General features: G+C 34.9%; 26 protein-coding genes. 10 read left to right on the top strand and 16 right to left on the bottom strand.

Going from position 1 to position 26,098, the window contains the following annotated elements:
* Positions 1-153 precede the first annotated feature (153 nt).
* Entirely contained in the window at positions 154-339 is a 186-nt protein-coding gene (locus ACM5BR_RS00700; RefSeq protein ID WP_416825273.1) for a hypothetical protein, read from the top strand.
* A 194-nt stretch (positions 340-533) separates the two neighbouring features.
* Positions 534-1,004, top strand: a complete 471-nt coding sequence (locus ACM5BR_RS00695; RefSeq protein WP_416825272.1) for an NAD(P)H-binding protein — start codon at positions 534-536, stop codon at positions 1,002-1,004.
* 126 nt (positions 1,005-1,130) lie between these two features.
* On the opposite strand, the gene ACM5BR_RS00690 is transcribed toward ACM5BR_RS00695, so the two are convergent.
* From ACM5BR_RS00690 to ACM5BR_RS00675, 4 genes are all read right to left on the bottom strand, one after another.
* Complete coding sequence (locus ACM5BR_RS00690; RefSeq protein ID WP_416825271.1) at positions 1,131-1,910, bottom strand: alpha/beta hydrolase; 780 nt, start codon at positions 1,908-1,910, stop codon at positions 1,131-1,133.
* A 210-nt stretch (positions 1,911-2,120) separates the two neighbouring features.
* Complete coding sequence (locus tag ACM5BR_RS00685) at positions 2,121-2,357, bottom strand: hypothetical protein (RefSeq protein ID WP_416825270.1); 237 nt, start codon at positions 2,355-2,357, stop codon at positions 2,121-2,123.
* 30 nt (positions 2,358-2,387) lie between these two features.
* Positions 2,388-2,669: a DUF5132 domain-containing protein gene (locus ACM5BR_RS00680; protein WP_416825269.1), complete on the bottom strand. Its 282-nt coding sequence runs from the start codon at positions 2,667-2,669 to the stop codon at positions 2,388-2,390.
* 111 nt (positions 2,670-2,780) lie between these two features.
* On the bottom strand, positions 2,781-7,022 hold the full coding sequence (locus ACM5BR_RS00675) for a cation-translocating P-type ATPase (protein WP_416825268.1): 4,242 nt from the start codon (positions 7,020-7,022) through the stop codon (positions 2,781-2,783).
* Between the two features lie 182 nt (positions 7,023-7,204).
* On the opposite strand from ACM5BR_RS00675, the gene ACM5BR_RS00670 reads away from it, so the two are divergent.
* Positions 7,205-7,642 (top strand): hypothetical protein, encoded by a 438-nt coding sequence (locus ACM5BR_RS00670; protein WP_416825267.1) that lies wholly within the window; start codon positions 7,205-7,207, stop codon positions 7,640-7,642.
* 60 nt (positions 7,643-7,702) lie between these two features.
* On the opposite strand, the gene ACM5BR_RS00665 is transcribed toward ACM5BR_RS00670, so the two are convergent.
* A complete protein-coding gene (locus ACM5BR_RS00665) occupies positions 7,703-8,032 on the bottom strand; it encodes a hypothetical protein (protein ID WP_416825266.1) in 330 nt (109 codons plus the stop codon).
* A gap of 918 nt (positions 8,033-8,950) precedes the next feature.
* On the opposite strand from ACM5BR_RS00665, the gene ACM5BR_RS00660 reads away from it, so the two are divergent.
* Together ACM5BR_RS00660 and ACM5BR_RS00655 are read left to right on the top strand one after the other, a co-directional pair.
* Positions 8,951-9,796, top strand: a complete 846-nt coding sequence (locus ACM5BR_RS00660) for a hypothetical protein (RefSeq protein ID WP_416825265.1) — start codon at positions 8,951-8,953, stop codon at positions 9,794-9,796.
* 41 nt (positions 9,797-9,837) lie between these two features.
* Complete coding sequence (locus ACM5BR_RS00655) at positions 9,838-10,668, top strand: hypothetical protein (protein WP_416825264.1); 831 nt, start codon at positions 9,838-9,840, stop codon at positions 10,666-10,668.
* Positions 10,669-10,864: 196 nt separating this feature from the next.
* Here ACM5BR_RS00655 and ACM5BR_RS00650 read toward each other — a convergent pair whose 3' ends face one another.
* Positions 10,865-12,970: a GW domain-containing glycosaminoglycan-binding protein gene (locus ACM5BR_RS00650; RefSeq protein ID WP_416825263.1), complete on the bottom strand. Its 2,106-nt coding sequence runs from the start codon at positions 12,968-12,970 to the stop codon at positions 10,865-10,867.
* A gap of 207 nt (positions 12,971-13,177) precedes the next feature.
* Here ACM5BR_RS00650 and ACM5BR_RS00645 point away from each other — a divergent pair, with 207 nt between their 5' ends.
* Positions 13,178-14,119: an amidohydrolase family protein gene (locus tag ACM5BR_RS00645; protein WP_416825262.1), complete on the top strand. Its 942-nt coding sequence runs from the start codon at positions 13,178-13,180 to the stop codon at positions 14,117-14,119.
* Between the two features lie 201 nt (positions 14,120-14,320).
* Here ACM5BR_RS00645 and ACM5BR_RS00640 read toward each other — a convergent pair whose 3' ends face one another.
* The 4 genes from ACM5BR_RS00640 to ACM5BR_RS00625 all read right to left on the bottom strand — a co-directional run bounded on the left by ACM5BR_RS00640 (position 14,321) and on the right by ACM5BR_RS00625 (position 16,915).
* A complete protein-coding gene (locus ACM5BR_RS00640) occupies positions 14,321-15,040 on the bottom strand; it encodes an NAD-dependent deacylase (protein ID WP_416825261.1) in 720 nt (239 codons plus the stop codon).
* Between the two features lie 112 nt (positions 15,041-15,152).
* Entirely contained in the window at positions 15,153-16,007 is an 855-nt protein-coding gene (locus ACM5BR_RS00635) for an AraC family transcriptional regulator (protein ID WP_416825260.1), read from the bottom strand.
* 134 nt (positions 16,008-16,141) lie between these two features.
* A complete protein-coding gene (locus ACM5BR_RS00630) occupies positions 16,142-16,441 on the bottom strand; it encodes a nucleotide pyrophosphohydrolase (RefSeq protein ID WP_416825259.1) in 300 nt (99 codons plus the stop codon).
* A 150-nt stretch (positions 16,442-16,591) separates the two neighbouring features.
* A complete protein-coding gene (locus ACM5BR_RS00625) occupies positions 16,592-16,915 on the bottom strand; it encodes a hypothetical protein (RefSeq protein WP_416825258.1) in 324 nt (107 codons plus the stop codon).
* Between the two features lie 233 nt (positions 16,916-17,148).
* On the opposite strand from ACM5BR_RS00625, the gene ACM5BR_RS00620 reads away from it, so the two are divergent.
* Entirely contained in the window at positions 17,149-17,559 is a 411-nt protein-coding gene (locus ACM5BR_RS00620) for a DUF5391 family protein (RefSeq protein ID WP_416825257.1), read from the top strand.
* 31 nt (positions 17,560-17,590) lie between these two features.
* Here ACM5BR_RS00620 and ACM5BR_RS00615 read toward each other — a convergent pair whose 3' ends face one another.
* Together ACM5BR_RS00615 and ACM5BR_RS00610 are read right to left on the bottom strand one after the other, a co-directional pair.
* On the bottom strand, positions 17,591-18,112 hold the full coding sequence (locus ACM5BR_RS00615; protein WP_416825256.1) for a DinB family protein: 522 nt from the start codon (positions 18,110-18,112) through the stop codon (positions 17,591-17,593).
* Between the two features lie 76 nt (positions 18,113-18,188).
* Positions 18,189-18,821, bottom strand: coding sequence for a hypothetical protein (locus ACM5BR_RS00610; RefSeq protein ID WP_416825255.1), 633 nt, complete (start codon positions 18,819-18,821; stop codon positions 18,189-18,191).
* Positions 18,822-19,149: 328 nt separating this feature from the next.
* On the opposite strand from ACM5BR_RS00610, the gene ACM5BR_RS00605 reads away from it, so the two are divergent.
* Together ACM5BR_RS00605 and ACM5BR_RS00600 are read left to right on the top strand one after the other, a co-directional pair.
* Complete coding sequence (locus tag ACM5BR_RS00605) at positions 19,150-20,268, top strand: helix-turn-helix domain-containing protein (RefSeq protein ID WP_416825254.1); 1,119 nt, start codon at positions 19,150-19,152, stop codon at positions 20,266-20,268.
* Complete coding sequence (locus ACM5BR_RS00600) at positions 20,261-21,157, top strand: alpha/beta hydrolase family protein (protein ID WP_416825253.1); 897 nt, start codon at positions 20,261-20,263, stop codon at positions 21,155-21,157. Before ACM5BR_RS00605 ends, ACM5BR_RS00600 begins: the two co-directional genes overlap by 8 nt.
* A gap of 218 nt (positions 21,158-21,375) precedes the next feature.
* Here the strand turns inward: ACM5BR_RS00600 and ACM5BR_RS00595 are convergent, their stop codons facing one another.
* Positions 21,376-22,161, bottom strand: coding sequence for an HAD family hydrolase (locus tag ACM5BR_RS00595; RefSeq protein WP_416825252.1), 786 nt, complete (start codon positions 22,159-22,161; stop codon positions 21,376-21,378).
* 160 nt (positions 22,162-22,321) lie between these two features.
* Between ACM5BR_RS00595 and ACM5BR_RS00590 the strand changes: the two genes are divergently transcribed.
* Positions 22,322-23,086, top strand: coding sequence for a DeoR/GlpR family DNA-binding transcription regulator (locus tag ACM5BR_RS00590; RefSeq protein ID WP_416825251.1), 765 nt, complete (start codon positions 22,322-22,324; stop codon positions 23,084-23,086).
* A gap of 220 nt (positions 23,087-23,306) precedes the next feature.
* Here ACM5BR_RS00590 and ACM5BR_RS00585 read toward each other — a convergent pair whose 3' ends face one another.
* From ACM5BR_RS00585 to ACM5BR_RS00575, 3 genes are all read right to left on the bottom strand, one after another.
* Entirely contained in the window at positions 23,307-23,471 is a 165-nt protein-coding gene (locus ACM5BR_RS00585) for a DUF4236 domain-containing protein (protein WP_416825250.1), read from the bottom strand.
* Between the two features lie 241 nt (positions 23,472-23,712).
* Entirely contained in the window at positions 23,713-24,162 is a 450-nt protein-coding gene (locus ACM5BR_RS00580) for a DUF2628 domain-containing protein (RefSeq protein ID WP_416825249.1), read from the bottom strand.
* 328 nt (positions 24,163-24,490) lie between these two features.
* The gene (locus ACM5BR_RS00575) at positions 24,491-25,987 is read right to left on the bottom strand and encodes an MDR family MFS transporter (protein ID WP_416825248.1); all 1,497 of its coding nucleotides are present in this window, start codon (positions 25,985-25,987) and stop codon (positions 24,491-24,493) included.
* Between the last annotated feature and the right edge of the window lie 111 nt (positions 25,988-26,098).

Genomic DNA, 26,098 nt, shown 5'->3' with positions numbered 1-26,098 from the left:
GGAAGGTTCACTTTATCTTGTTTGAAAGAGTAGGGGGTTAGAAATAAATTGAGTTATGTTAAATATATTTTAATAGCTATCGCAATGATGATTGGATATGTTGCATTATAAGGTCTTTCAGTTGTGATGTTTTTCTTTCTTATAGGGGTTCTTATGCTTCCTGTTGTTATCATTGCCTTTCCAATCGTGATGAAACCAGTTGAAAATAAAATAGGTAAGATTCTGTTGCTACTCATCACCTACCTAACATATGTGTATCTTACCTATCGTTTGGATACTTATATAAGCTGGTCTAAAGAAGGAAATTTAAAGACGTATCTATCGTTATTCGGTTTCTAATGCTAATAAAAACTATGTAATGAAATGCACCCTTAAAATGGGACACATATCAAAACACCTAGACTACTTGTTTTCTATATCTATAGTGGACAGGTAGTCTACTTTTCTTAAATTCGTGCGCACGCGCAATTGAAAGCATTCTATCACAATACGGTAAAATAGGAATTACATTCAGAAGACTTAAGGGTGATTGTATGAATAATGCATATAAAATAGCTGTAATTGGTGGTACTGGTAAAGTAGGACGTTATATAGCTTCAGAAGCATTAAAAAATGACTACCAGGTTCGTATGCTTGTTCGAAATCCTGAAAAATTAAAATATAGGGACGGTAGAATTGAGGTTGTGACAGGTGCTGTAGAGAATATTGATACAATAGAACTACTACTCAGAGATTGTCAAATCGTTATAAATTGCTTTGGTCAACCTATGAGAGATACACCTATGTATAGTAGAGTTACAAGATATACTAATAATAAAAGGGGGCATTTAATGTATATGAGTATTATTACTTTAGCATCCATACTTTTATGGTGTTCAGTAATCTATGAACTAAATAAACCTTCAAAAAAGAAAAACAACCGAAAAATTATATTTTTAGCCTCTTTAGCCTCTTTATCAACTTTAGTTATTACTCTTTCGGTTTTTCAAAAACTCCTGTTTTAAAATTTGTTCCGCTGACTGGGGCGTTAGATCAACAAGAATGGAGGAAGCCCTACTTATGAGGGTTTCCTTTAAATTTTTCGCATTTATCAACATTAAAATTTAACAGAGCCATTGTTAAAAAGACCTTTATTCTTCTTGGTAAAGATATGTAAGTATTTCAGGGAAGCGTTCGCGCCAAGCGGTTTCATTATGTTCAGCACCTTCCACAATTTCAAAACGATAAGTAAGACCCTTTTTATCGATAACATTCTTGAAGGAAATGTTAGAACTAAGATAAGCATCTGGTCCAAATGTTACAGTTTGTTCCTTCGTTCCTACATCAAAATAAAACCTTTTTACATTCGTTAAGTCACATTTTTCAGCTAGGTTCTCGATTTCATTTTGACTAAACCAATAAGCGTTTGATAGTGCAGCGACTCTTCTAAATATAGAAGGATATCTACACATAGCATATGTAGATATTAGTCCCCCGCACGAACTTCCAGCCATCGCAGTATCATCTTTTAGTGTTCTGTATTTATTATCAATCCAAGGCTTTAATTCGTTTACGATAAAATCTATGTACTGTTCCCCTTCTCCACCTAAATCTATTGATTTATCTATAGACAAACCTTTATTAATTCTTTTATCACAAATCCAAGGTCCAAATTCGTCAAAACGTTTTGTTCCTTCACCGTTACAATCGATACCAACAACAATAAGTTCTAATCCACTCTTTTTTATACAATCTAGTATTCTCCAACTTGCACCATAGAAAGCGTCTTCATCTTGAAATAAATTTTGCGCATCGTGCATATATAAAGCTGGATATTTCTTATCGTTATTTTCGTAGTCATTCGGAAGAAAAATACGTATTTTTCTACTTCTATTTAAAGATGTAATATTGACTGTTAATTCTTCAAACATTATTTTAGTTCCCCCTTGTTTGCTGAATAAACACTTGTAATTATTATATCTTAAAAAGTAAATGATTCCTTGTAATATTAAAAGCAATAATCATTTGTAGTACAAAAAAAGGATAGAACAGGCAGTATCTCTCTCTGCTTGTATCTATCCTCTTTACCTATATTTAATGTGTAACAAGTTTGTGTAAATCAGTTCCGTACCTTTTTATAATTAAAACTTCCACAACTTCGAAAATGATACTAAACTAAGTGGATTTATGTTGTTTGCTTTCCCTTTTTCCTTTACCCTAGCCAAAAATGTGCTTAAAAACTCTTCCCAAATGACAACTATAATTTTTTTGGATGCTGGCGCTTCCTTTAACGTATCGATTGAAATGTTAGCTGCAAGTTCTAAATGGGTAAGAGCTTGCTTTAACTGATTGATAATCTCTTCATCTCGATTGCCCAAAATATTTCTCCTTTCATTTTCATTCCCGTATTACTGAAATATCCGTTGCTTCGTATTTGGTACGATTTCTACATCACATACATCGCATTCAATAACATTTTGTTGATCTAATCGTTTTTTCATTCTTTCAAATTTAACTTCTGCAACAATGTCCTCGACCCCTTCCTTTGCAGAAACGATCCAATACTTTGTCTGCTTTGATAAATCTCTTACAATGGGCCGTAATGTTTTTTTGGCAATAGGAATAACAGCAGTAGCTGCTAGTAATAACGCAGAACCCACAATCACTCGGTGTACATATTTCTCTACCATAACAAACCTCCAATCGAATGGGAGCACCCTTCAGTTGAGGAGGATGAACCTCCTCCTTTTTTAAAAGGGAATGTCTATAAAATAATTTGGTATTATTAAGCAACTTTACAATTAAGCAGCAGCCAAGCCGATAGGATTCTCTAAACCTTTTTGATTACTCCATATTTTTGTTAATGGTTTAACGATCAGTGCTGATCCACCCGCAACAGCGAGGATTGGCACCCAAGCAGCTAAAGGTAATGCTGTTGTTTGGAATACACCTGCAAACATAGGGACATAAATTGCAGCTAACATAGCCGCCCATGATACACCTAAAGCTCCAAGTAAAAATTTATCCTTTGACCAATCCTTGATCGATTCAGCAGAATTTTCTTGGCGCCATGAGAAGGTTTGTACTAATTGTCCTGCAACAAGTGCAGCAAATGCCGTTGTTTGTGCTACTCCGAGCGGTAATCCAGCAGCTAAGCTTGCAACAAACAATCCGACAGAACCAGCCCCTAATAAAATACCTCTCGTGATCACTTGCGAATAAAGTTCCTTATCAGCTATTCCTTGGCGCTTCGTTTGCAATGCCTTATTTCCTGGATTTATAGCTAACACCATCGCAGGCAATGCATCCGTTAACAAGTTCATTAACAAGATTTGTACCGGTATGATTGGAAGAGGCAAGCCGGCGATAACTGCTGTACTCGTAACAACGATTTCAGCTAAATTTCCGCTTAATAAACAACCAAGTGCTTTTCTAATGTTGCCGATGATTGTTCTTCCTTCCTTTACCCCTTCGATAATGGAACTGAATCCATCATTTTGCAAAATCATATCTGCTGATTCTTTTGTTACTTGTGTACCGGATACTCCCATTGCAATCCCGACATCAGCACGTTTAATAGCCGGTGAATCGTTTACGCCATCTCCTGTCATCGCAACAATATGTCCGGCCTGTTGCAACGTGGTAATAATTTTTAATTTATGCTCGGGTGTTACCCTTGCAAAAATGGCAATATTGTTAATTTCCTTTCGTAACTCTTCTTCAGATAGTTCATCTAATTCATTACCCGTTACTATTTTCTGTGATTCATTCCAAATACCAATGTTTTTCGCAATTGCTAAGGCTGTTTTAGGATGATCGCCAGTAATCATAATCGGTTTGATTCCAAGTGCAATCGATTCTTCTACACTTTTTTGAACGTCATCTTTCGGTGGGTCCATCATACCAACCATTCCAACATAAATAAGATCTTGATCGATATCATCCAAACAGCCATCTTTTGGTCTTTCCATTAGTGGTCGATAGGCAAAAGCTAAGACACGTAAGGCCTGATCAGCAAACTCGTCATTTTGTTTTAAAATCTCATTTTTAATTTCTTCTGTTAATAGATAGGCTTTTCCGTTTTGTTGATAAGTTGTACATTTTTCCAATATTTTCTCAATAGACCCTTTTGTCATCAAATAGCAATCTTCTTTATTATTTTTATCCTCTGTACAAACAACACTCATTTTTCTATCTTTTGAATCGAATGGCACTTCATAAATGCGCTTCCATCGCGTATGATCTTGGACCCATTTTGCTCGTTTTCCTGCTAACGTTAAAATAGCACCTTCCGTTGGATCCCCGACCATTTCCCATCCATCTTCTTGCTTATCCAATTTAGAATTATTGCAAAGCATACCTATCATCAAAAGTTGATTTAATTCTTCACACTCTACATCTTCACCATTACAATCACATATTTTTCCTTCTGGTATATAACCATTACCTGACACATCATAGATAGAACGTACGGTAGCTATCTTTTTCACTGTCATTTCATTCTTTGTTAACGTTCCTGTTTTATCGGAGCATACTACAGTAACTCTTCCTAACGTCTCCAAAGAAGATAATTTACGAATCACTGTGTTTTTCTTCGCCATTCGTAGTATTCCAGCAGTTAACGCGATCGTTATTGTTACAGGTAAGCCCTCTGGAATTGCAGATGAAACAAGTGCAACCGACGTGATGCCTAATTGTCCTAGCGGCATCCCTCTTAATAATCCTGCAAGAAACACGAAACTTCCGGCAACTAATGCAACTTTCATAAAGGTTTTACTAATAGCTGTAACTTGCTTTTGTAATGGTGTATCTTCTATTTCTTCTTCAGATAACATCGTCAGCAAATGTCCCATCTCAGTCCGACTACCCGTTTCAACTACAATCCCTTTTAATTTTCCACGCGTTATATGTGTGCCTAGGTAAAGTAGGTTACGCCGATCAGCCAGCCCTGTATGCTCCTCAACCTTTTCCGCTTCTTTCTTTACAGGGAGGGATTCTCCTGTTAACGCTGATTCATTTACTTCTACGTTCCAATTTTCTAACAATCGGATATCGGCTGGTACTCGATCCCCAGCTTCAAGTAAAATGATATCACCAGGCAAAAGGTCAGAAGCTGGAATTTGTTGTTCTTTCCCATCACGGATCACATGACAATCTGGTGGGACAAATTTCGTTAGTGTTTCTACTGCTTGCTCTGCTTTTCTTTCTTGTATAGTGCCAACTCCAGCATTAAAAAGAAGAATCGTTCCCATTATGATTCCATCAATTAAATGTCCACTAAGTATACTTAACAACGCGGTTGAACCTAAAATAATGGTAGTAAATTCTTTAAATTGTGAGAGGTAACCGTATATCCAATGCGGTCGTGGTTTACTAATGAGTTCATTTTTCCCATACTTTTGAAAAGCAGTATCAATTGCATGACTAGATAAACCATGAACTATGTCACTTTGGAATAAGGATACGACCTGATCACCCTCCATTGTATGCCATGCACTTCTTTCGCTTTTTTCTTCTGTAGCGATTTGTTTGGAAGATTGTTTTTCCCGCCGCATCTTTTTATCAATCCAGCGGTTTGAACGTGACATAAATACTAAGTTTAACGCATCTCCGACTAATGGAATAAGCGGTGCATTCCTTGCAAGTGATGCAGCCATTACTGCCCCTACAGTATTCCATATTTTTGTAACTCGAAAGTTTCTTTGCACTTTTTTATTTAATGCTTTTGCAAGGGAAAGGTTCTTACATATAGAAGCAAACTGAGAGCTAGGAATGGAAGGATAATAGGAAATAATATTATCTGATCGATTCAGAGCTTGATCGAATACAAATAGCACATCTTCTCTTTGTTTTGGAAAAGCTCTCGTAACATCTACCATAGGAAGATTATAGTCTTTGTGTAATCGTTCTTGCAGTTTCTCAAGATTGATTTGTTTTTTGTTATGTAACACGGAAATTTGCATTTCTTCGTTACGTAATTGTTCGAAACACACTGCATATTCCGAACGTATTCTTCCATTTTCTATTAACATATCTGCATCATCAAAGACGATTGTCTTAACATGTGATAGTTGATGAAAAGATCCATTCAATGGAACATCTAGTTTCTCCTCTCTAGCTATATACTCAGCCTGCTTCCACGTGTACTCTGTTGATAAAGTAATGGGACGAGGATTGGCAGCGAGTAATACAGAGAAAGCTGTAATCGGATTAAGTGAGAGTGCCAAGCTAACAGCTGCAGCTCCAACTCCTGCTACACTCATTGTTTGGCTATATTGTTGCATTTCTGTTGAAATATAATTCGGTTCTAAAATATCTTCTTCCTTTTTCTGCCGTTTCCAATTTAAATACTGTAACATGCTTAAACCAGCTAATACGACTAAGTTTTCCCTTACTAATGCCAAAGATAAAGCCCCAGCACCTAAAATGAAATCAATGTTTATCCCCTTTTTTTTCTGTATATTCGCTAGACCTCGTTTGATAAACGGATAACCTGTACTTATAGCAAGAAGTCCGCTTAGATAAAAAGGAACAGGGTGTCTAGCCAAGCTTGATCTTCCAAACAATAATTGTTTTATCCCTAGAATTCCTAATCCACCAACAGATAAAACAAGAGGGAAAGGGACTTTTTCGTCTTCCGATGACATGCTATTTCCATTTGGCGTTTGAGTAGGCATGTAAAGGAGATTTTTAATTTTAGAAAAGCTTGGTTCATTACCCAATGGTACAGTAGGTGTGCCATCATCTCTTGTTCCAGCAGCAATCTCCGAAATAGCTACATGTTCTTTTTCAAATTTTCGAAAAAGAACCTCTTCAAACTTGTGAAGGAAAAGATTTAGGATATCGACTGAAATTTGAGATTCATCATAAATAAGTAAGATATTTCCTGTAATTGTACTCGCCGTAGCGAGTATGACTCCTTCAATGGAAGAAAAAATAGTCTCAAATTTTTCCTTCACATATGAATGATCCCTTAAACCGTATATCTCAGTTCTTATTCTTCCAGGTAGCTGAGAATACGGTTTATGCAATATGTCTTGCATAAATCATGCCCCTTCTCTCTTGTATTCCTTGCTTTCTTGTTACAGGTTACTTTTTTTACATACATGGTATTATGAGCAATTTGTTTTTTCACTATACAAGAAATAAAAAATAATGTAAGCAGTATTAATAAAAACAATATTGGAAACGATTAAAGTTAAATATAAGTTAAGGAGGACCCACCATGTATAAAAGATTAATCAATAATCCTGTTGGACTTATTCTGACATCAGCTACTTTGTTGCTTGTACTTTCTCCCCGAGCAAGGCAAGGTACAAGAAGACTTCTTGTAAAAGGAGCAGGAACGGTTCTCGCACTTGGAAACCAAGTAAGGGATGCAACTACATGTGCTGTAAAACAATTAGGCTCTATTATAGATGAAGCAAATCCAGAGAAAGAACATATGAATCTGCCACAGTCCATTCAAGAAACGGGGCATGCAATGAAAGAAGGACTTGAAAGTATAGTTCAAAAGACAAAAGCTGCATTCAATGATATAGGAACGAATTCCGAACAAACAAATCAAACACCAGAAAATAATAATGATTCTAATACATGTAATGTAATGGATAATAATAAAATTAAAGAAAAGTTAAATGAGATTGAAAACCAACTTCACTAAAAAAAAGAAGCGCATCATTGCTACAAGCACTGATACGCTTCTTTTTCATTTCGTAAAGATCTAGAATACAATGGTATTCTCCTGCGTTCTTTCATTCATACCAAACAGCAACTCGCCTGTTTGCATACCTAAATAAGAACCTAAACCATCGCCAACCATTCCTCCTACAATTGAGCCGATTATCGTGCCCACACCTGGTAAAATGGAAGTACCTACCAATGCTCCATATTCAATTCCAGCAGCAATACCAACAGATCCAACGACATTCTTAGATGTATGGACTGCATACCTTTTTTTAGATAGTAACCCATCTGACATAGCTTTCGTATCTTTCATTTGAGAAATTCCACCGGCAATGATTCCAGACCAAAGTGAAGCACTTTTCAACATGAATCCCATCCTCCTATGTATTCAATTACTAATAAGGTAAACCAAACATCGAATGGGTATACGTGATTTTTTATGATTATTTATAGCTTGTTATGATTAAATAGTTGTTCGTTTCTTTCTCCTTTACATAACTCAATACTCCTAAAAGTAGTAGGATAGAAATGAATAAAAATATATTGAGTTATATAAAATATATTTTTATAGCTATAGCAATAATGATTGGAAACGTTATATTATAAGGTGTTTCAATTGTAATGTTTTTCTTTCTTATAGGGGTTATTATGCCTTCCTTTTGTTATCATTTCCTTTCCAATCATGATATATAAAGTATGGGTAAGAGTGATAAACCTATTGAAAAGAAAACAAGGTAAGATTCTGCTGCTAATCATCACCTCATAACATTTTGTATTTTACATATCATTTGGATTCTTATATAAGCTAGTCTAAAAAAGGAAATTTAAGACTTATCTATCGTTATTCGAGTTCTAATACTAAAAAACTATGCAATTAAAGTGCACCCTTAAAATGTGCCACATTTCAAAACACCTAGACTACCTGTTCTCTATGTTCTATAGGGAACAGGTAGTTAAATTTTTCTTATTTCAGTACACTGACTTAACTTACCCAAATGTTACTAATTTTTTTGAAAATCTGTTTCATTTAGTACTTATTGATTTTGTAAAACAGTATCATAGTTTTTGTTAATAGAAATAAATTGAACTTTTAAGCTAAATTCACTGTGCATATTTATTGAAATTCCTTCATTTATTTCAACATTACAATATATGAATACCATAGATATAATATAAAATCTTACAAAATATTATTGAAAAATATTATTGTAATATGTATTATTATATTATTATAATATGCATTATTATGTTATTAATTTACATTGCATAGAAAAGAGTGAATATCGTGAGGTTTTTTACAATTTTATCCTTAATATTATGTATTATCTTTGGAATAATGCTTGCATTTTCTATAAAAAACAGCAACGGAAAAATAAAACGAAATATTATTGTATTTTCAGTATCAGTATTCCTTTTTTTTATCGGTTTTTGCATGACTATTGCTAATGACAATACATACAACTCAGAAAATAATTCATCCCTCTCACCTTCACAAGAAGATACTACACAAAATGTATCAGATAATACCAATACCTCAAACGATACAAGTACTCAAAAGTCTTCAAATTTAGAAAATGAGAAACAAGCTATGAATGACATTTACTTAGCATCCAAGCAACAAATAAACGGACATGGGGATACTGCTACTGATCCTATTAAACTAAAAAAAGGATTTGCTATATTTGAATTCACACACAACGGTGATTCAAACTTTATGGTTGACATGAGTGGTAGTGGTAATCAGGGTTTAGTAAATGAGATAGGAAATTATAAAGGAAAAGTAATAACTAATATTCCTAGTGATGGAGATTACTATTTAAATATTAAAGCGGATGGCGATTGGAATGCAATTATAACGCAAGGTCCCAATCCAGACACGATTCAAAATGCTCCGACCACTTTAAATGGACATGGGGATGATGTAGTTTTCTTTAATATTACAAGTGGTTCACATAAATTAACATTACGACATTCTGGTGACTCTAACTTCATTGTCGATTCCCTGGAAAATGGAAAAGGAATTGTTAATGAAATTGGAAGCTACAGTGGAAGTACAAGAGAAGATTTTTCAGATGGATTAAATGGCTTTTCCATAAAGGCAGATGGAGACTGGAGCATTGTTATTGAATAGCCACATCTAAATACGATGTTTAATTGAATTAGGAGGCACATATGTTATACAAAAAAATTATATTTTCGTCATTTATTTTGTTATGTATCATAGGAATTACAGGTTGCAGTTCACAATATACAAGTAATGATACAAATGGAAAAGTAGCTAAAGATGAAATTATCTCTGAATTAAAAAAAGATACAGATGAAATAAATGATATAACTAAAAAAAATGGTTACTTAAAGTCAGACGAATTTCAGCAATATGAACATAAAATAAATATTATTGCAGAATCCATCAATAGTTCTACTAAAATTAAAATGAATGATACTGAATATATGAAGAAATCCATTACTGATTTAGAAAAAAATACTGAATCATTATCAAATGAAGAAGCATTACAAGCTAAAAAACGTATGAATTCCAGCAAAACAATCTATAAAGAAGTATTTATGAATGACTTGCATTTAATAATGGATTCAACCGACCTTCAAAGCAGTAACAATAAATTACATATGTATGTAGACATTAACAGTGATAATTCTAAAACCACAGAGGAAAAAATTAAAAATGCTAAAGATGATATAAGTCTTATTAATAGTTTTACATATAAGCCTTTAAATCAACTTCAATCTGAAATAAATAATTACAGTAAAGTTCTTAATAATGATGAAGAGTCTTCACTACATTTGGCATTACAATATTTACAATCTTCTCTCGATAAGCAAGTTGCAATACTTCAACAATTTGGTGGTAATAGTACAGATACTAATCAGACACTAACGGAACAAGTGGATATTGCCGACACAGACTTTAAAAACGCTAAACAAATTATCGACAAATTAGAAAATAAATTTGATGTTACATATGTAGAACCGTCTCAGAAGTAAATAGAGAAAAGAGGATTATCCTCTTAAATGTTTTCTATTAAATAATCAAACATTAGAAACAAAAAATCAACTAAAAAATTTACGGTAGCCATAGAATCTGGCTACCGTATTTAAAAACATATTATTAAAAATAAATCATTTATGTCTGTTTTTTACATAACTCTACACTCTTAAAAACTTCTCTTGCTCAGCCTTTTTAATAATTCCCCAACTCAGAGTCAGGGCTCTGAATAATCGCTGGATTTTTAGCTGGGTCTAGCCACTTTAAGATGGAAATAACATCTTGTTGATCCGTGGCGGTACAACCATTCGTATACATATCGGAAACATGGAAGAATATTGCACTTCCGGCACCCGGAGTTCGGTTCATATTATAGTTAATAACAAATCCATAATTATAAGCAGATATATCCATATTTTCAGCACTGCTCCATTGTCCTTGCGTCGCACTGCGAGACTGCCATGTGTTATAAAGAGAACTATTCGAATCATCGACCCATACGTCATCTGGCGTAATTTGACGGAACGGTAATTTTGTACCTGGGTTGCCATAGCGACCAAATGCGGTACCGATGGAGTACTTCCCTCTTGGCGACTGCACGACATATTCACTCATTTGCGATGCAAAGCCATCACGGCCAATATGCCCGTTAATGTCTAATAGCTGTTTCCAAACACCATTTACACGTTCAAACGTCCGAATACGTGCTAGGTTTGTTCCGTAGCCAGTCGCTGAAACGACGATTAATTGATTATTGTCGCCAACTGTATGAAAGCTATCTGCAAGGGTGATTCCGCCTAAGCTAACCGCTCGGCTATCGAGCCAACCAGTACGGCCATTTTGCTGAATTTGGTACCACGTTACCCCGTTATAGGTTGCAGATTGTAACAAACTTAAGTTTTGATTGGCAAAATCTGAAGCGCCAACATATGCAGCATGCTGCATTCCGTAAGGTTTCGTCCAGACAGCATTACCAGCTGCATTGGACACGTGCCCAACTTGATTTAAGGTCTGAATGTTCGTTGCACTGGAAATCGCCCGTGAATCAATCCAGCCTTCATCATGACCATCTACTTTAAAGTAATACCAATGCACCCCATCCTTGTCTAAACTGCGGGTAATCTGAAGCGGACGATTATCATAATTACTTGCAGAACCAACGTAGGATGCACCATTTTCCCCATAAGGCGCACTCCATACCGCATGACCATCTGTATCGCCAATAAGTACAGTTTGATTTTCATTTTTTATATTCGATACTGTATTTGTGAAAACTCTCGCATCCACCCAGCCTAATACTTGGTTTCCTGCCATAATTTTATTCCACGTAACCGATCCTTGCATGGCACTTTGTACAACTTGTACGTTTTGATAGCTATAATTATTGGTAGAATCTACCCAGCTTGCACCATATTCACCGTAAGGAACACTCCAAATCCCGTCTCCCTTAACGGAAAGGCCCATCACAGCAGATTGGTTTTCATCTTTTACATTCGTTAAATCGGTTAAGGCCTTCTGTCCATCGATCCAGCCTAATAGCTTTCCATCTTTAGAAATTTGATACCAGGTTACATTTCCTCTTGTTACCGTCTTTCCTACTTGAACCGTTTGATAAGCATATGCATTGGTGCTTCCTGCATACTGCGCTCCGATAATCCCATAAGGGGTCGTCCATATTCCATTATTCGGCGTACTTCCAATCGTCACGGAGAAATTAGCAGGCTTTGCTTCTCCGGCATTATCTAACGCCTTGCTGTCCATCCAGCCGATTATCTTGCCATCTACGCTACATTTGTACCACTGCACGCCGCCTGATGTAGCACTTTCAACCAACTGAATATCACGGTAAGCATAAAGATCCGTTGAACCTACATAATTCGCACCCGACACACCGTACGGCATCGACCATACTCCATTAACTGTCGTTGCCCCCATCACAGCAGCCTGATTGATTGTTTGGATATTTGTCAAAGCACTTAACGCTCGGCTATCAAGCCAACCGATTACTTGACCATTTATACTAAATTGATACCATAATACATTATTCAAAGTCATTTTCTGAACAAGCTGAATATCTTGACCCGCATAATCATTCGTAGATCCTACATAACTAGCACCGGTTAATCCATAAGGAAGCGTCCAAATCGAATTTCCATTTGTCCATGCCACCATTTGATTCTCTTGTACACTAGTTGTAGGAGGATTATCTGCAGCTTGAACGGGAAGTGCCAAAAGCAGTACAACTCCTCCTGCTAGCACAAATTTACGATACAATGTTGAATACGGCTTCTTATTTTGCAACCTCTACTCCCCCTGATGTCTTCTTATATGTAGTTTTTCTTCTATTCTATCATTATCATTGTAAAGGGAGAAAGAGGGATATTCAGAGATAATAAAGTTGTTTGATTCTAACTCTTATAACTAAAAGGATTTATTACGATATCTTATGTCAATAAATTGTTTGCTATAATGTGAACTATTAGGATAAAAATATAAGGAGATATTTAAATGGTTAAAACAATTGATATTCATTCCCACTTTTTAACAGATAAATATATAACAGCATTAAAGAAACATAATGTTGAACATGTTGATGGTTTTCCCCATCCATCCTGGAATATTGACGAACATTTAAAGTTTATGGAAGAATCAAATATTGATATGTGTTTATTATCATTATCTACACCTCATCAACACTTTGGAAATTTAGAAGAAGCTAAGGAATTAACAAGATATTTAAACGAATATATTTCAAAAATCAAAAAACAATATCCAGATAAATTTTTATTTGGCGCGTGTGTTCCTTTACCAGATGTTGATTCATCTATTGAAGAAGTAAAATATTCATATGACATTTTAGATGCTGATGCTATAAAAGTACCTTCTCAAGCTAATGGTGTATATTTAGGCGATAAATTATTAAGCCCTTTCTTTGAAGAATTAAATAATAGAAATGCAGTAGTAATTATTCATCCTTCTAAACCTGAGGAAGTACCTAAAAACTGCTTTACAAGTGAACTAGCACCACTTTTCGAATATATTGCTGATACAACAAGAGCTGTTATTAATATGATTGCAAATGGTACATTAGAAAAGTACCCGAATATTAAAGTTGTAGTGCCTCATTGTGGTTCATTTTTACCTAATGTTATTGATCGTTTAGAAGGTATAACTAAAGCGTTATCCTCTATGGGAATCGGTAAAGAAATTGATGTATCGAAGAGTCTAAAAAATCTTTATTTTGATGTGGCTGGTGACGCGTTACCTAGAGGTACAGAAATATTAATGACTTTAACTGATGAAGATCATATTCTTTTCGGTGGCGATTATCCTTACACACCAAAGGAAATAGTCAAAAAAAGAAGGGATGATTTAGAATCATACGCTATAAAAAAAGGATTTGCTGACAAACTAATGTATAAGAATGCCGTAAATCTATTTAATCTCTAAAGAAACTTTTGGTTAATTACACAATAAGAAGCTATAGAAATAAAGGTGAACAAGTAATCAGTGAAACCAGCTAATAATAGCTACATTCTATTCCATTAAAAGGTGCGATTGTTTAACAACTTTATTGTCACTCTACAGATATTATGAATCTTTGACATGTAAGAAGGGTGTTCCTAAAATAAGGAACACCCTTCTTTTCTATTAATACCCCAGCTTCTCATCTGCCTCGTATAGTACATCCCCGATATTCTGATCATGAATAACAAGGTCGGCAATTGGATCAAGAGGAGTTGATTCTCGATTAACAATAACAAGTGAAGCACCGTTTCGTTTTGCAATTTGCGGAAAGAGGTTTGCAGGCGTTACTTGCAAGGATGTGCCAAGTACGAGAAACAAATCGGCTTTTTGGCTTTCCCTTTCTGCAAAGTGAAGCGGCTCCTCAGAAAGACTTTCCCCAAATAAGACAACAGAAGGACGAATAAACCCACCGCAGCTACATTGCAGATCGTCGGATTCTAAAAAAACTTCACTCGGATACTTTTTCCCGCAAGTATGACAATGACATGTCCGAAGAGTACCATGTAATTCTGCAACGTTATGTACACCAGAGATAGAATGAAGGCCATCCACGTTTTGCGTAATAATCGCCTTCACCTTTCCTCTTTGCACCCAATTTGCAAGAATGTCATAACCCTTATGCGGAATGATCTCACGTAAAGCGTTCATACGGCTGCGGTAAAAGGAAATGAAGTTCGACCTATTATGCTGCATTGCATGTACCGAGGCAAGTTCTAAAGGATCTCGGTTTTTCCAAAGCCCATTTTGACTGGAACGAAAATCGGGTAGTCCTGATTCAGTGCTCATACCTGCACCTGTTAGGACGACTGGGTACTTAGCATGTTCTAATATAGAAGCGAGCATATCCTTCTCCCCCTCTTTAGCTTTGTAAGTATGTAATTCCACGAAGTCGGTATGATACCCTGCTAAAGGGAGTAAGGTATTTCGCTATTTTAGAAAAGTAAAAAAATTCCTATTATTTTACCGGTATCCAAATCTCAGAATAATAATCTGGGTGAGAAACATCACCATCTGGATATACTTCTAATTCAGGTGCATCCGCATGCTCATACCCGCTAGTCGGAAACCATTCTGAGAAAATTTTCTTCCAAGCTGCTTGAATAGCATCTGGCATAGGACCGTGAACTTCAAATACAACCCACTTCGATGCCGGTATGATAAGACTTTCCATTCCTTCCGGCAGCTTGCCATCATGATCTACCGCCACCCAATAGTCTATCGCTTGCTTATTACTGCCAGCAGCACATACACCTAACGCACCTTTGATTGTGCCGTTGTTCAGCTTACATATCTTCTCACATGTTCCATCTTGATTTACTTCGTCCCAAAACTTTGGAATACCGATAAGATTTTCTCCATTAACTACTGAAAACTCTCTCTTTACCCCTGCCACTTGAAACGTATCTCTTTCCACAACATTATACTTCATTGGCTCAGCTCCTTTCAGGATTACCTGTATAATTAGGCGTTCATAAAGCTTAAGCTTTCCAATATACTTTCTAGCTTCACTTGGTGTTATCCCATGCTGCCTCCGAAATGCCTTTGAGAAAGCCTCAGGAGTGTCATAACCATACTTATAGGCTAAATCGATTATTTTACAGTTTGTACTAGCTAATTCCTGCGCAGCTAATGTAAGCCGGCGACGCCTCACATATTCACCAACTGGTATATCTGTCAATATCGCAAACGTACGTTGAAAATGGAAAACCGACGCATTTGCTTGCTCTGCAATATATTCAATTGTTATCTCTTCAAGCAAGTGATCTTCTATATAGTTTATTGATTTCTGTATCGATTCAACCCATGCCATATGATTCACTCCTTATTGAAATACTACCAAGTATCTATCATAAAATCCTGTCTATTTCTGCTTCGTTTTGGCTATTTTTCTAAAAGAAAAAGCACCTGTATGAGGTACTTATGAAAAGGAGTTCTTGCATCCCGTTACTTTTCTGGAGCCGGATATTTAATCGCATTTTTTTCAAGCTTTTTATAGACTTCCTCTTCTAAATCAATTCCTAGTTTATCTACAAGTTGGATGAGATAGATAAAAATATCAGAGATTTCTTCTTTCATATTTTGCTTGGTCTCTGCTACTGCTTGTTCACTTGTTTTCCATTGAAAGTTTTCAAGAAGTTCACTTGCTTCTAATGCAATGGATATCGCTAAATCTTTTTCCGTATGGTATTGTTTCCAATCGCGGTCATCGCGGAATTTTAGAATTTTTTCGGTAACTTGTTTCAATCGTCTCGCTCTCCCTAGTTTGTTGTATAGTAGATGACATATGGATATTGTAGCACTTTGGAGAGATTGAAAAACGATAAAATGAGTATTCGGACAAAAGGAAACAACCTGTCCCCTACGATTAGAGGACAGGTCGTGTAAGTCTACAGATTATTTCTCTTCCATGTAAGAAATGACAACCTTTTCAGGTTTAAATTCTTCTTCACCGAACTCCTTCACACGTTCACAAGAAGGGAGCTTGCAAGAGAAATCTTCAACAGCTGAAGAAATAATTTGCTTATTTTGAAGTTCCGCAAATAATTTTTCACATGCATCGTCAATATCGAGTGGCTCATTTGTTTTTACATCTACAAACCCTTCCACACATGTGTTGACGATATTATCTTGAATATATTCTTCCATAAACTTCATTTTTGCACCTAACATTTCTTCTACTTCTTTATTATCTAATTCAATTATTGTCGTAATATTCATAGAACCATCCACCTCTCGTTTGATACTTAAATTATACCAGTATTAGGAATTATTTATGTAAACGTTTTCTAAACATTGTTTGACAATAATATGAAATTTTCAATTTTGTTGTAGTAAGAATTAAAATATATGGTACGGTTTAAGAGAAAGTAATCTTTGGAAGTTTTAGAAGTTATTACTTTTTTGTATATACTTCAAAATTATAAGTAATAGTGAAAGGAATGAAATGTACAATGACAAAGAAAAATGGTGTTGTTATGATGACTTGGATTTCTGCCATACTCTTCTGCTCCTTGGTGGTTGTGTGCTCATTTTCTCCACTTGCTGATTCAGGACCTAAAGCAAATAAATTTGGCAGTTTAGGTATGTGGGAAGCAATAGGCGTTGTTCTTGCATTTTATATCCTTCCTTTAATTTTTTATGCCGTCGGAGCAGATGCGATGAGATATGTCATGGCCGTTCTTTGTGGTTTTGGCTTACTAATAAGTCTTTCCATCCTATTCATTACATTGGGTCTATATGCATTTAAACTCCCTGATTTAATATGGGTCATAAGTCTTTGTATTGCAACATTACTTGTCAATATTGGTTGGTTTTTTGTAGCTTTTCGTTCGTCGTCAACTTCGCATAAAGCTGAGCTTTGAAACGAAATAAGGATAAAATTTTGTATGCGATTCACCCGTTAGAGGTGATCGCATACAAATAAAAAACGTAATCCGTTGAAACACCAGGGTGGCCCATTTGTCGTAACATGGCCGTGATATTTCCCCGGTGATATGTTCCATGATTAACAACATGCTGTACCAATTCGAAAAGATGGGTTTCTAACCTCCCAAATTGGGGATGTTCACAAGAAATAGCTTTATCCAAATCCTCTTGACGGTCGAAAAACGCTTGGTAACGTTTGGATAGGTCCAAAAACATCGTTTCCATTTCTTCTAAACTTTTTGCTTTCGTTTCCTCCGATAGTTGGCCAACTACAGTCATTGTTTCATCAAAGCTGTCACCAGACATAACGCTTAACCAAATCGTATCGGCTTTGTAAATATGAACTAACATCTCTGAAATAGAAAGAAAAACACTTTGAAGCTCCTTAAGGTAAATGTCCCGTGGCAGTTCTTTTAAATGTTCAAAAACTCTTTTGTTTGCCCATACGTTATATTCATACAATTGTAATGCGTGATGTTTCACTGTCATCCCTCCTCATTCATACAATTCGATAGGAGTTAATTTTCCCCTCTAACTAATCTAGAAAGGCATCCTTATAGCATCTTTACCAAGCCATATACGAATACTCAATTGTTCCATTTGGAAGAATTTTATAATTGATATTGTATTTGTTGAATAAATTGATAACAGCCTGTCTTTCCTGTGTCGGGAGTGTGTTGACTTCACTTACGATAGAGCTGTATTGTTCACTCACATTTTTTGTATAGGTACCATTATAATGATTGAGCGCAAACTGTAATGCTTGCTCGGATAAAGCTAACTCTCGTTCAATAACGTCTTGGATGGGCTGAAGGTAGGATTCGCTTGTTAGCATATCCTTCATGACATTATCTATTTCTGTTATTTTTCGCTGCAGTTCTTCAGGTGTACTCGGATTTTGATGAGTAAGTGCAGCTGAGGCCATGGTAAAGGAATCTGTTTTTATTTTGTCTGCATCTTTTGTCTTTACTAAATAATTATGAATGACTCGTGTTGTAGGATTGATTGGGTTTAATTTCAGTGGGTTGGTATAGGAGAAAATAATAATGCCAACAAATAAGAGAATAGCGATCCAGCCAAATGATCGTTTCTTTTTCCAATGCGTCCTCGGATGTGAGGAATAAATAGATTCTCCATATCCTTTGTTCTTTATCCCCTTCATTTGTTTTCTGAAATTTTTCTGTGTTTGGTTTAGCATCGTTTCACCCCTTCATAATAGAATTTCTATACACATTTATCTTATAATATTGTATTAAATAAATATAACATTTAGCAATATCTATTATGATTGTAAAGTAAGAAATACCTTTCTACAAAAAAGAAAAATGCAGGAGTATCTCCTGCAAAAACATAGTTTGATTCAATTATTTTACATATTTGATAAAGACGAAATACTAATAAGAACCCCATAGGCATCCTAAGTAAACTATGTTTCCTTGTGGTTGATTTTATCAGCTAAAGTATAGTATAACTCCATTGGAATTGTCAGTAGAATACATTTTAATAGTATATAGGGGGGGAAATTAATGAGAGAAATAAATATTGCCCAAGTTATTACAGCAAAAAGAAAAGAAAAAGGCATCACACAGGATACACTTGCTGAGTATATCGGTGTATCAAAGGCTTCCGTGTCCAAATGGGAAACGGCTCAGAGCTATCCGGATATAACATTACTTCCGCAATTAGCATCCTATTTTAATATTAGTATTGATGAACTTATTGGTTATATCCCGCAAATGACGAAGGAAGATATAAATAAAACGTATCACCATCTAGCCACAGAATTTAGTTGCAAGCCTTTTGATGAAGTTCTTGATGAATGCCGTTCAGTTATTAAAAAGTATTACGCCTGTTTCCCCCTTTTACTACGAATGGCAATTTTATTGTTAAATCACTACATGCTTGAAAAGGAAAAAGAAAAACAGGAAGCACTATTACAGGAAATTGCCGATTTGTGTGCTCGGATTACGAAGGAAAGCGCTGATGTTTGGATCGTTAAACAAGCAAACTCCTTAGAAGCTTTATGTCGTATATCAATGAATCAACCGTTGGAAGCTTTGGAACTGCTTGATGAATCAATGAAACCACCTATAAGTGATAACTTTTTGCTTGCTCAGGCTTATCAAATGACCGGAAATATAGAGAAAGCAAAATCAGCTTTACAAGTAAGTCTATATCAGCACCTGCGTGGTCTTCTTGGACCAGCACAGTCCTATTTACTATTAATTGCCGATCAACCTGAAAAGTTTGAGCAAGCCTTTGAACGTTTTATCCAAGTTTCTAAAATCTTTGAAGTAGAAAAATTAGACCCTAATTTGATGTGCCTGCTGTATTTAACGGCTGCACAAGGATATACAATGCAAAACAATTTGGATAATGCACTTAAAATGTTGGAAAATTACTCGTATATTTGCACGACATCCCTTTTACCTTACAAATTGAAAGGTGATACTTTTTTTGACAGCATTGAGAACTGGCTTAAGGATTATGATATTGAAGCTCCAAGAGACGAAAAGACAATAAAAGAAAGCATAGTACAAAGTGTTGCAGAAAATCCTGTTTTTTTACCTTTGCAGGGTGAACCGAAATTCAAACGTATCGTTGATAAACTTAAGGAAAATTTAGGAGGGAATACTAATGGCTGATGAAAAAATTGTTATAGGTGCTGAAACAAAATATCCTCTTAATGGAATATTAACCATTCCTGATGAAGCTAATATTTTGTTTCCTGTGGTTGTATTGGTTCAAGGCTCTGGCCCAAGTAACATGGATGAAAAAGTCGGAAATAATACCCCTTTTAAAGACCTTGCCGAAGGTTTGTCAGAACAAGGAATTGCAGTGCTGCGATATGACAAGAGAACATTCGTATATGGCAATGAAATGATCAACGATACTGGAATATCAGTTAAAGAAGAAACCATTGAAGATACCATCCTTGCAGCTGATTTCTTACGAAAAGATGCACGTATTGATTCAAACAAAATATTTATTATCGGCCATAGTTTAGGAGGGATGTTAGCTCCACGAATTGATGCAGAAGGTGGAAATTTTGCTGGAATCATTATTATGGGCGGTTCTCCACGTAAATTAGAGGAAATTATGATGGAACAGTTTTCGAAAATGGTTGATAAGGAACAAGTAGCAGCACTATCATCAAAATTTGACAACATCTATAATCTAAGCGATAAAGAAGCAAAATCAACCGCAGTTTTAGGAGAACATGTTAGAGCCTACTACTTTAAAGAAATGGGCGAACATCCATCTACAAATTATCTAAAGATATTGAAAAAGCCAGTATTCATTTTACAAGGAGATAAAGACTTCCATGTATCAGTAGAAAAAGATTTTAATGGTTACAAACATTTATTGAGTGATATGCGAAATGTAACATGTAAACTTTATCCGAACTTGAATCATTTGTTTATGCCTTCTGTTTATGGTGATATATTAAAAGTGAAAGAAGAGTATGATGTTTCGCAACATGTAGATAAACAAGTTATAAATGACATTGCCGACTGGATTCTATCGGTTTAAGAAATCCAAACACCAAATTTAAATAAAAAGCCCAATTTCTCTTCATTAGTTGAGAAATTGGGTATTTTTGTTACTCCATAAAATGACCCTTAACATAAAGAAAGAGCACCATTCTTGCTGCAGAATTGCGCCTGATTGTTGAAAATCTTTATATAAAAAAAGCAATACTTCACCACAATTACGATAGAGAATGGAGACTAGTGTTTTCTAAAGTTTCTTTATAAAATAAACCTTTCTATTTCTAAAGCTACTCCATCATTTTCCACTGTATCTGTAATTTTTTTAGCAAAACTTTTTACATAATCATCCGCATTACCCATTGCTATTCCACAACCTACTGTTGATAACATCTCAATATCGTTTTTTCCATCACCAAATGCATAACTATTTTCTAATGGAATATTCAAATAATCCAGCACTTTTATTATTCCTGAAGCTTTTGAGTTTGTTTTTGAATATAATTCAAAAACACCGTTCTCTTCATCATGCATATAAGTATATTCGCCATTTCCTAATGAAAGACAATAATCTATTCCTTTTAGATCACAACATAACATTTCAATTTTATATATGTCTATTTCTTCATGATTAAAATTACCTTCTAAATATGTTTTAGGTATATTATATGAATCGTAATATGAATGCAATTTTTTGTTTTCATCTTTTATATATGAATAAGTTTCTCCCTGTAATATATACTGAATATTGCGCTGTTCAAAATTATATACCAAATCTTTTACATAATCTTTCTTCATAGACTCCTTATATATGCATTTTTCTTTGACTTTTACATATGATCCATTAGTAAGTACAAGACCATCAAACCCAAAATTACGTATAGCCTCATTTAAAAAAGCGTATGGTCTGCCTGATGCAATAAAAACATAATCACCATTCGCTTGCAACGCATGTATAGCCTTTTTTACTCTTGATGTAATATCTATGATTCCATTTAAACAATCTAATAAAGTTCCATCAATATCAAAAAATATTGCCTTTTTCATAATTCCATCGTCCTCCACTATTAAACGTTCCTGCTTTGTTGCGTTTCATCCTATTTAATCACATTTTATATCATTCATTCCCATTTAATCAACAATTTAATTGTATTTTTATATTATTGTTATTAAAATAGAATTAAATGAGAATCAATTGGAGGAAACTATGTTTATCGAAGAAAGGCACAAGCATATATTAGAGCAATTAGAAAGAGAAGGAAAAGTATTAGTAAAAGATTTAAGTAAACAATTTAAAGTAAGTGAAAGTATGATCAGAAAAGATCTTCGTGTTTTAGAGAATAACAACTTATTACAACGTACTTATGGCGGTGCTATTAATATAAATCGTACTATTACAAATGCAGAGAGTTTCTTTAAAAGAGTTGAAAATATTACAGATTTAAAAGAAATCATAGCTAAAAAAGCATATGAGCTAATTAAAGATACTGATACAATCTTTTTAGATTCATCAAGTATTTCCTATTTCCTTACAAAACTGCTTATACAAAATCCTAAGAATATTACTCTAATAACAAATATGGTTGAAATATCATCACTACTTCACTTAGATTTAAAGATGCAAGTAATTTTTATTGGAGGAGATTTTAATCCTTTTGTAGGTGGAAATATAGGTTCAGTTGCTATTGAACAAATTAATCTTTATCGTTGCAATAAAGCATTTTTAGGTTGTAGTGGAATAGATCTTAGTGACGGAAGCGTTAGTTCTGGCGTCTCCGAGGATTCAGGTACTAAAAAGGCAATTATGAGTATATCTAAAGAATTATACCTAATGGCGCCAAATGAGAGATTCAATCTATATGGAATCTTTAATTTTTCAAATATAGCAGATTTCCATGGTATTATTACAGAGACTGCACCCAAAGATGCTATAATGACTTTGCTGAAACAATACGATGTGAATTTAATTTAAAACTGTGTAATACTACAATCTTTAACAACATTATGACCAATATCCCAAAACAAAAAAATATTCTAAGGAATACTTAGTGTTACCAACACAAAGCATTCCTTAGAACATACTACAATTTTGATGTATAAGAACCCTGTAACTATAGTATTATCAATACCTTAAGAACAAAGTCTACTTTAATTATGATATGGTTCCACACTATTAATGATAAACTATATCCTCAAATTCCGGTACCTGGTATACTTTCAGTTGTTTGTCGTCTTCCACTAGAATGCACACTATACCGCAGCCCTTTCCCTCCGACACTCATACCAACACCGCTTTTGCTAACACTCATACGAATACCTGGTGCGACTTTAAAACTCTTTCGAAATCTAAGCCCCATGTTAATCAACACCTCTATTATTTATGTATTTTAAGGCTTTCCTTTCTCAAACTGTATTCATTATTTTATGTTTTCGAAAATCCTAATTATGAATCATAATTTACGAGATAGTAAGTATACTAAAAATCCTGAAAATAGAAAAATACCATCTCAAATTTCTATGAGATGGCGTTTATAACTCTTCTCCCCATATGTAAAGTAACGTAAAATAATTTTCATCTCTCAGTAGATTGTAAGGATCTTACCACCATTGTGTGTTTTTTCTTTTATACAAGTAATAATCATAGTTTCCAATGATACCAGTAAGTATCCAAATTACAAACGGAAATTGAATGCTAAAGGCAAGAAAAGCAAGAAGAAATAAATAGAGAATACCTTTTCCAACCATTCCTTTATACAAATACCATATCCATCCGAAAAAGAAAGCTGCCCAATTCCAAGTCACTTTGAAAGCACCATTGTTCTCATCAAATTTACGGAATTGCTCTTGATAATATAGTTTTTCTTCTCTATCCGTAACATGTTCTGATGAATCGTTCCATGCAGACTCATTCGTTATTTCTCTCTCTTGCGAAGCTGCTGCTGTTTCCTGTAAATCAGTAGTTCTAATATTTTGTAATGGAGCTCCACATGAAGAACAAAATTTAGCCCCATTCCTCTCTACTCTTTCACCGCAATTATGACAAAACATATAGATCCCTACCCTCATTTATTTATTAATAACCGAAATATTCGATTAATACATTATATTTTTCGCTAATTATATTCTTTTTAAATCTGTTTTTCCTCCTTCACAAAGTTTAAAAATTTCATATCTACAGGTTCTAAAAACTCTTAGAAATTTCCTGCTTTCATTATATTACTATATAATTAGGTATTTTTAATAGCTTTTTCCAGAATTAAATTTGTCTATAATTTAACAACTAGCCTCACTACAAAAAAATGCAGGAGTATCATCTCCTGCAAAAACATAATTTGCTGCAATTAATTTTAATATTTAATAGGGACAAAATACTTATCTATCCCGCTTGTTGTTGTCTTTTGGCATCAGATAATTTTTCTTTACTCATGAAAAGAATAAAGACAAAAGAAATGACGAGTGGAACAAACGTCCATAAAAATGTCGTTGTGATAGAGTTCGTTAACACTTCTGTAATATGGTTTAAAATGTCTGGCGGAATATGCGAACGTAACTGAGGAGATAGTAAGGCTCTACTATCTTTGCCAAGCCCACCTTGTTTCAAGCTTTCTGGTAATCCTGCAGAGAAACTATTTTTTTGAATGACACCAAAGATCGTGATTCCAAGGGTCATTCCTAATGAACGTAAGAAGTTACTTGTTGAACTTGCAATTCCTCGTTGTTGTGGCAATGCTTTCTGCAAAGAAGCCATACTAAGTACAGAAAATGAAGGCCCTACTCCAATTCCAACAATGAACATATAAATGGTTAACATCCATCTTGGTGTATTAGGTTCTAATGTGGTAAGGAAATACGTTCCTATCCCCATCACAATTCCAGACATAATCATAATGCGTTTATAACTGATCTTATTTGCAAGTGCTCCGCCAATTGGGGCACCGATACTTGTACCAACCATCATCGGTAATAATAATAAACCTGAGTTTGTCGCCGTTCCACCAGTTACCCCTTGGATATATAGCGGGATATACACGGTAGACACCATAAAGGCAGCTCCGTAAAACATTCCGATTAAAGCACTGCTTGTATACAAACGTTCTTTAAATAATGCAAAAGGTAAGATCGGATCTTTTACCGTTTTCTCTACCCACATAAAAATGACAAAGCAAGATACAGCTAAGACAAATAACGAAATGATTTGCCATGAATCCCAAGCGTATGTACCCCCGCCTAATTCAAGTCCAAACATAAGTGATACGGAGAAGCCAACAAGAAGAATGGCTCCAAGCCAGTCAATATTCTGATGTGTGTGTCTTTTTGATTCATTGTAAAAGGTAAGAATTAAGAATAATGCAATTAAACCAATTGGAATGTTAATGTAGAAAATCCAACGCCAGTGAAAATTATCGGTAATAAACGAACCTAATAAAGGACCAACGATACTCGATAAACCGAAGATCGCACCGAATACGCCACTCAGTTTGCCGCGTTTTTCCATAGGAACGACATCCCAAATAATCGTGAATGCAATTGGCATCAGCGCACTTCCACCAATTCCTTGAATCGCACGAAAAACACATAACTGCACGATCGTTTGTGCAGTTCCACATAACATGGATCCAGCTAAAAACAGCAAAATCCCAATCATATAAAACCTTTTTCGACCATACATATCTGATAACTTCCCGAAGATTGGCATACCAGCCATCTCTGAGACTAAATATGCAGATGTTACCCATACATATTTATCTAGACCACCTAGGTCGCCAATAATCGATCCCATACTCGTCGCAACAATTGTATTATCTAATGATGCCACGAAAATACCTAAAATAAGTGCAGCCATAACTGGAACAAGTTTGGTTTCTTTCTGCATGTATTGTCTCCTCTCTTATTTAGCAATGTTAATAGGCAATTTGAAGTGTAACATTGATAAAAATATAAGTAAATTATTTTATCAAAATGAAGGAATTGGTTAGTAAGAGGT

It is taken from the genome of Ectobacillus polymachus (assembly GCF_048159605.1).
Taxonomy (GTDB): Bacteria; Bacillota; Bacilli; order Bacillales; family Bacillaceae_G; genus Ectobacillus; species Ectobacillus polymachus.
Note: the sequence above shows the minus strand (reverse complement) of the source record. Positions and strands in the feature narration are given on the sequence as shown.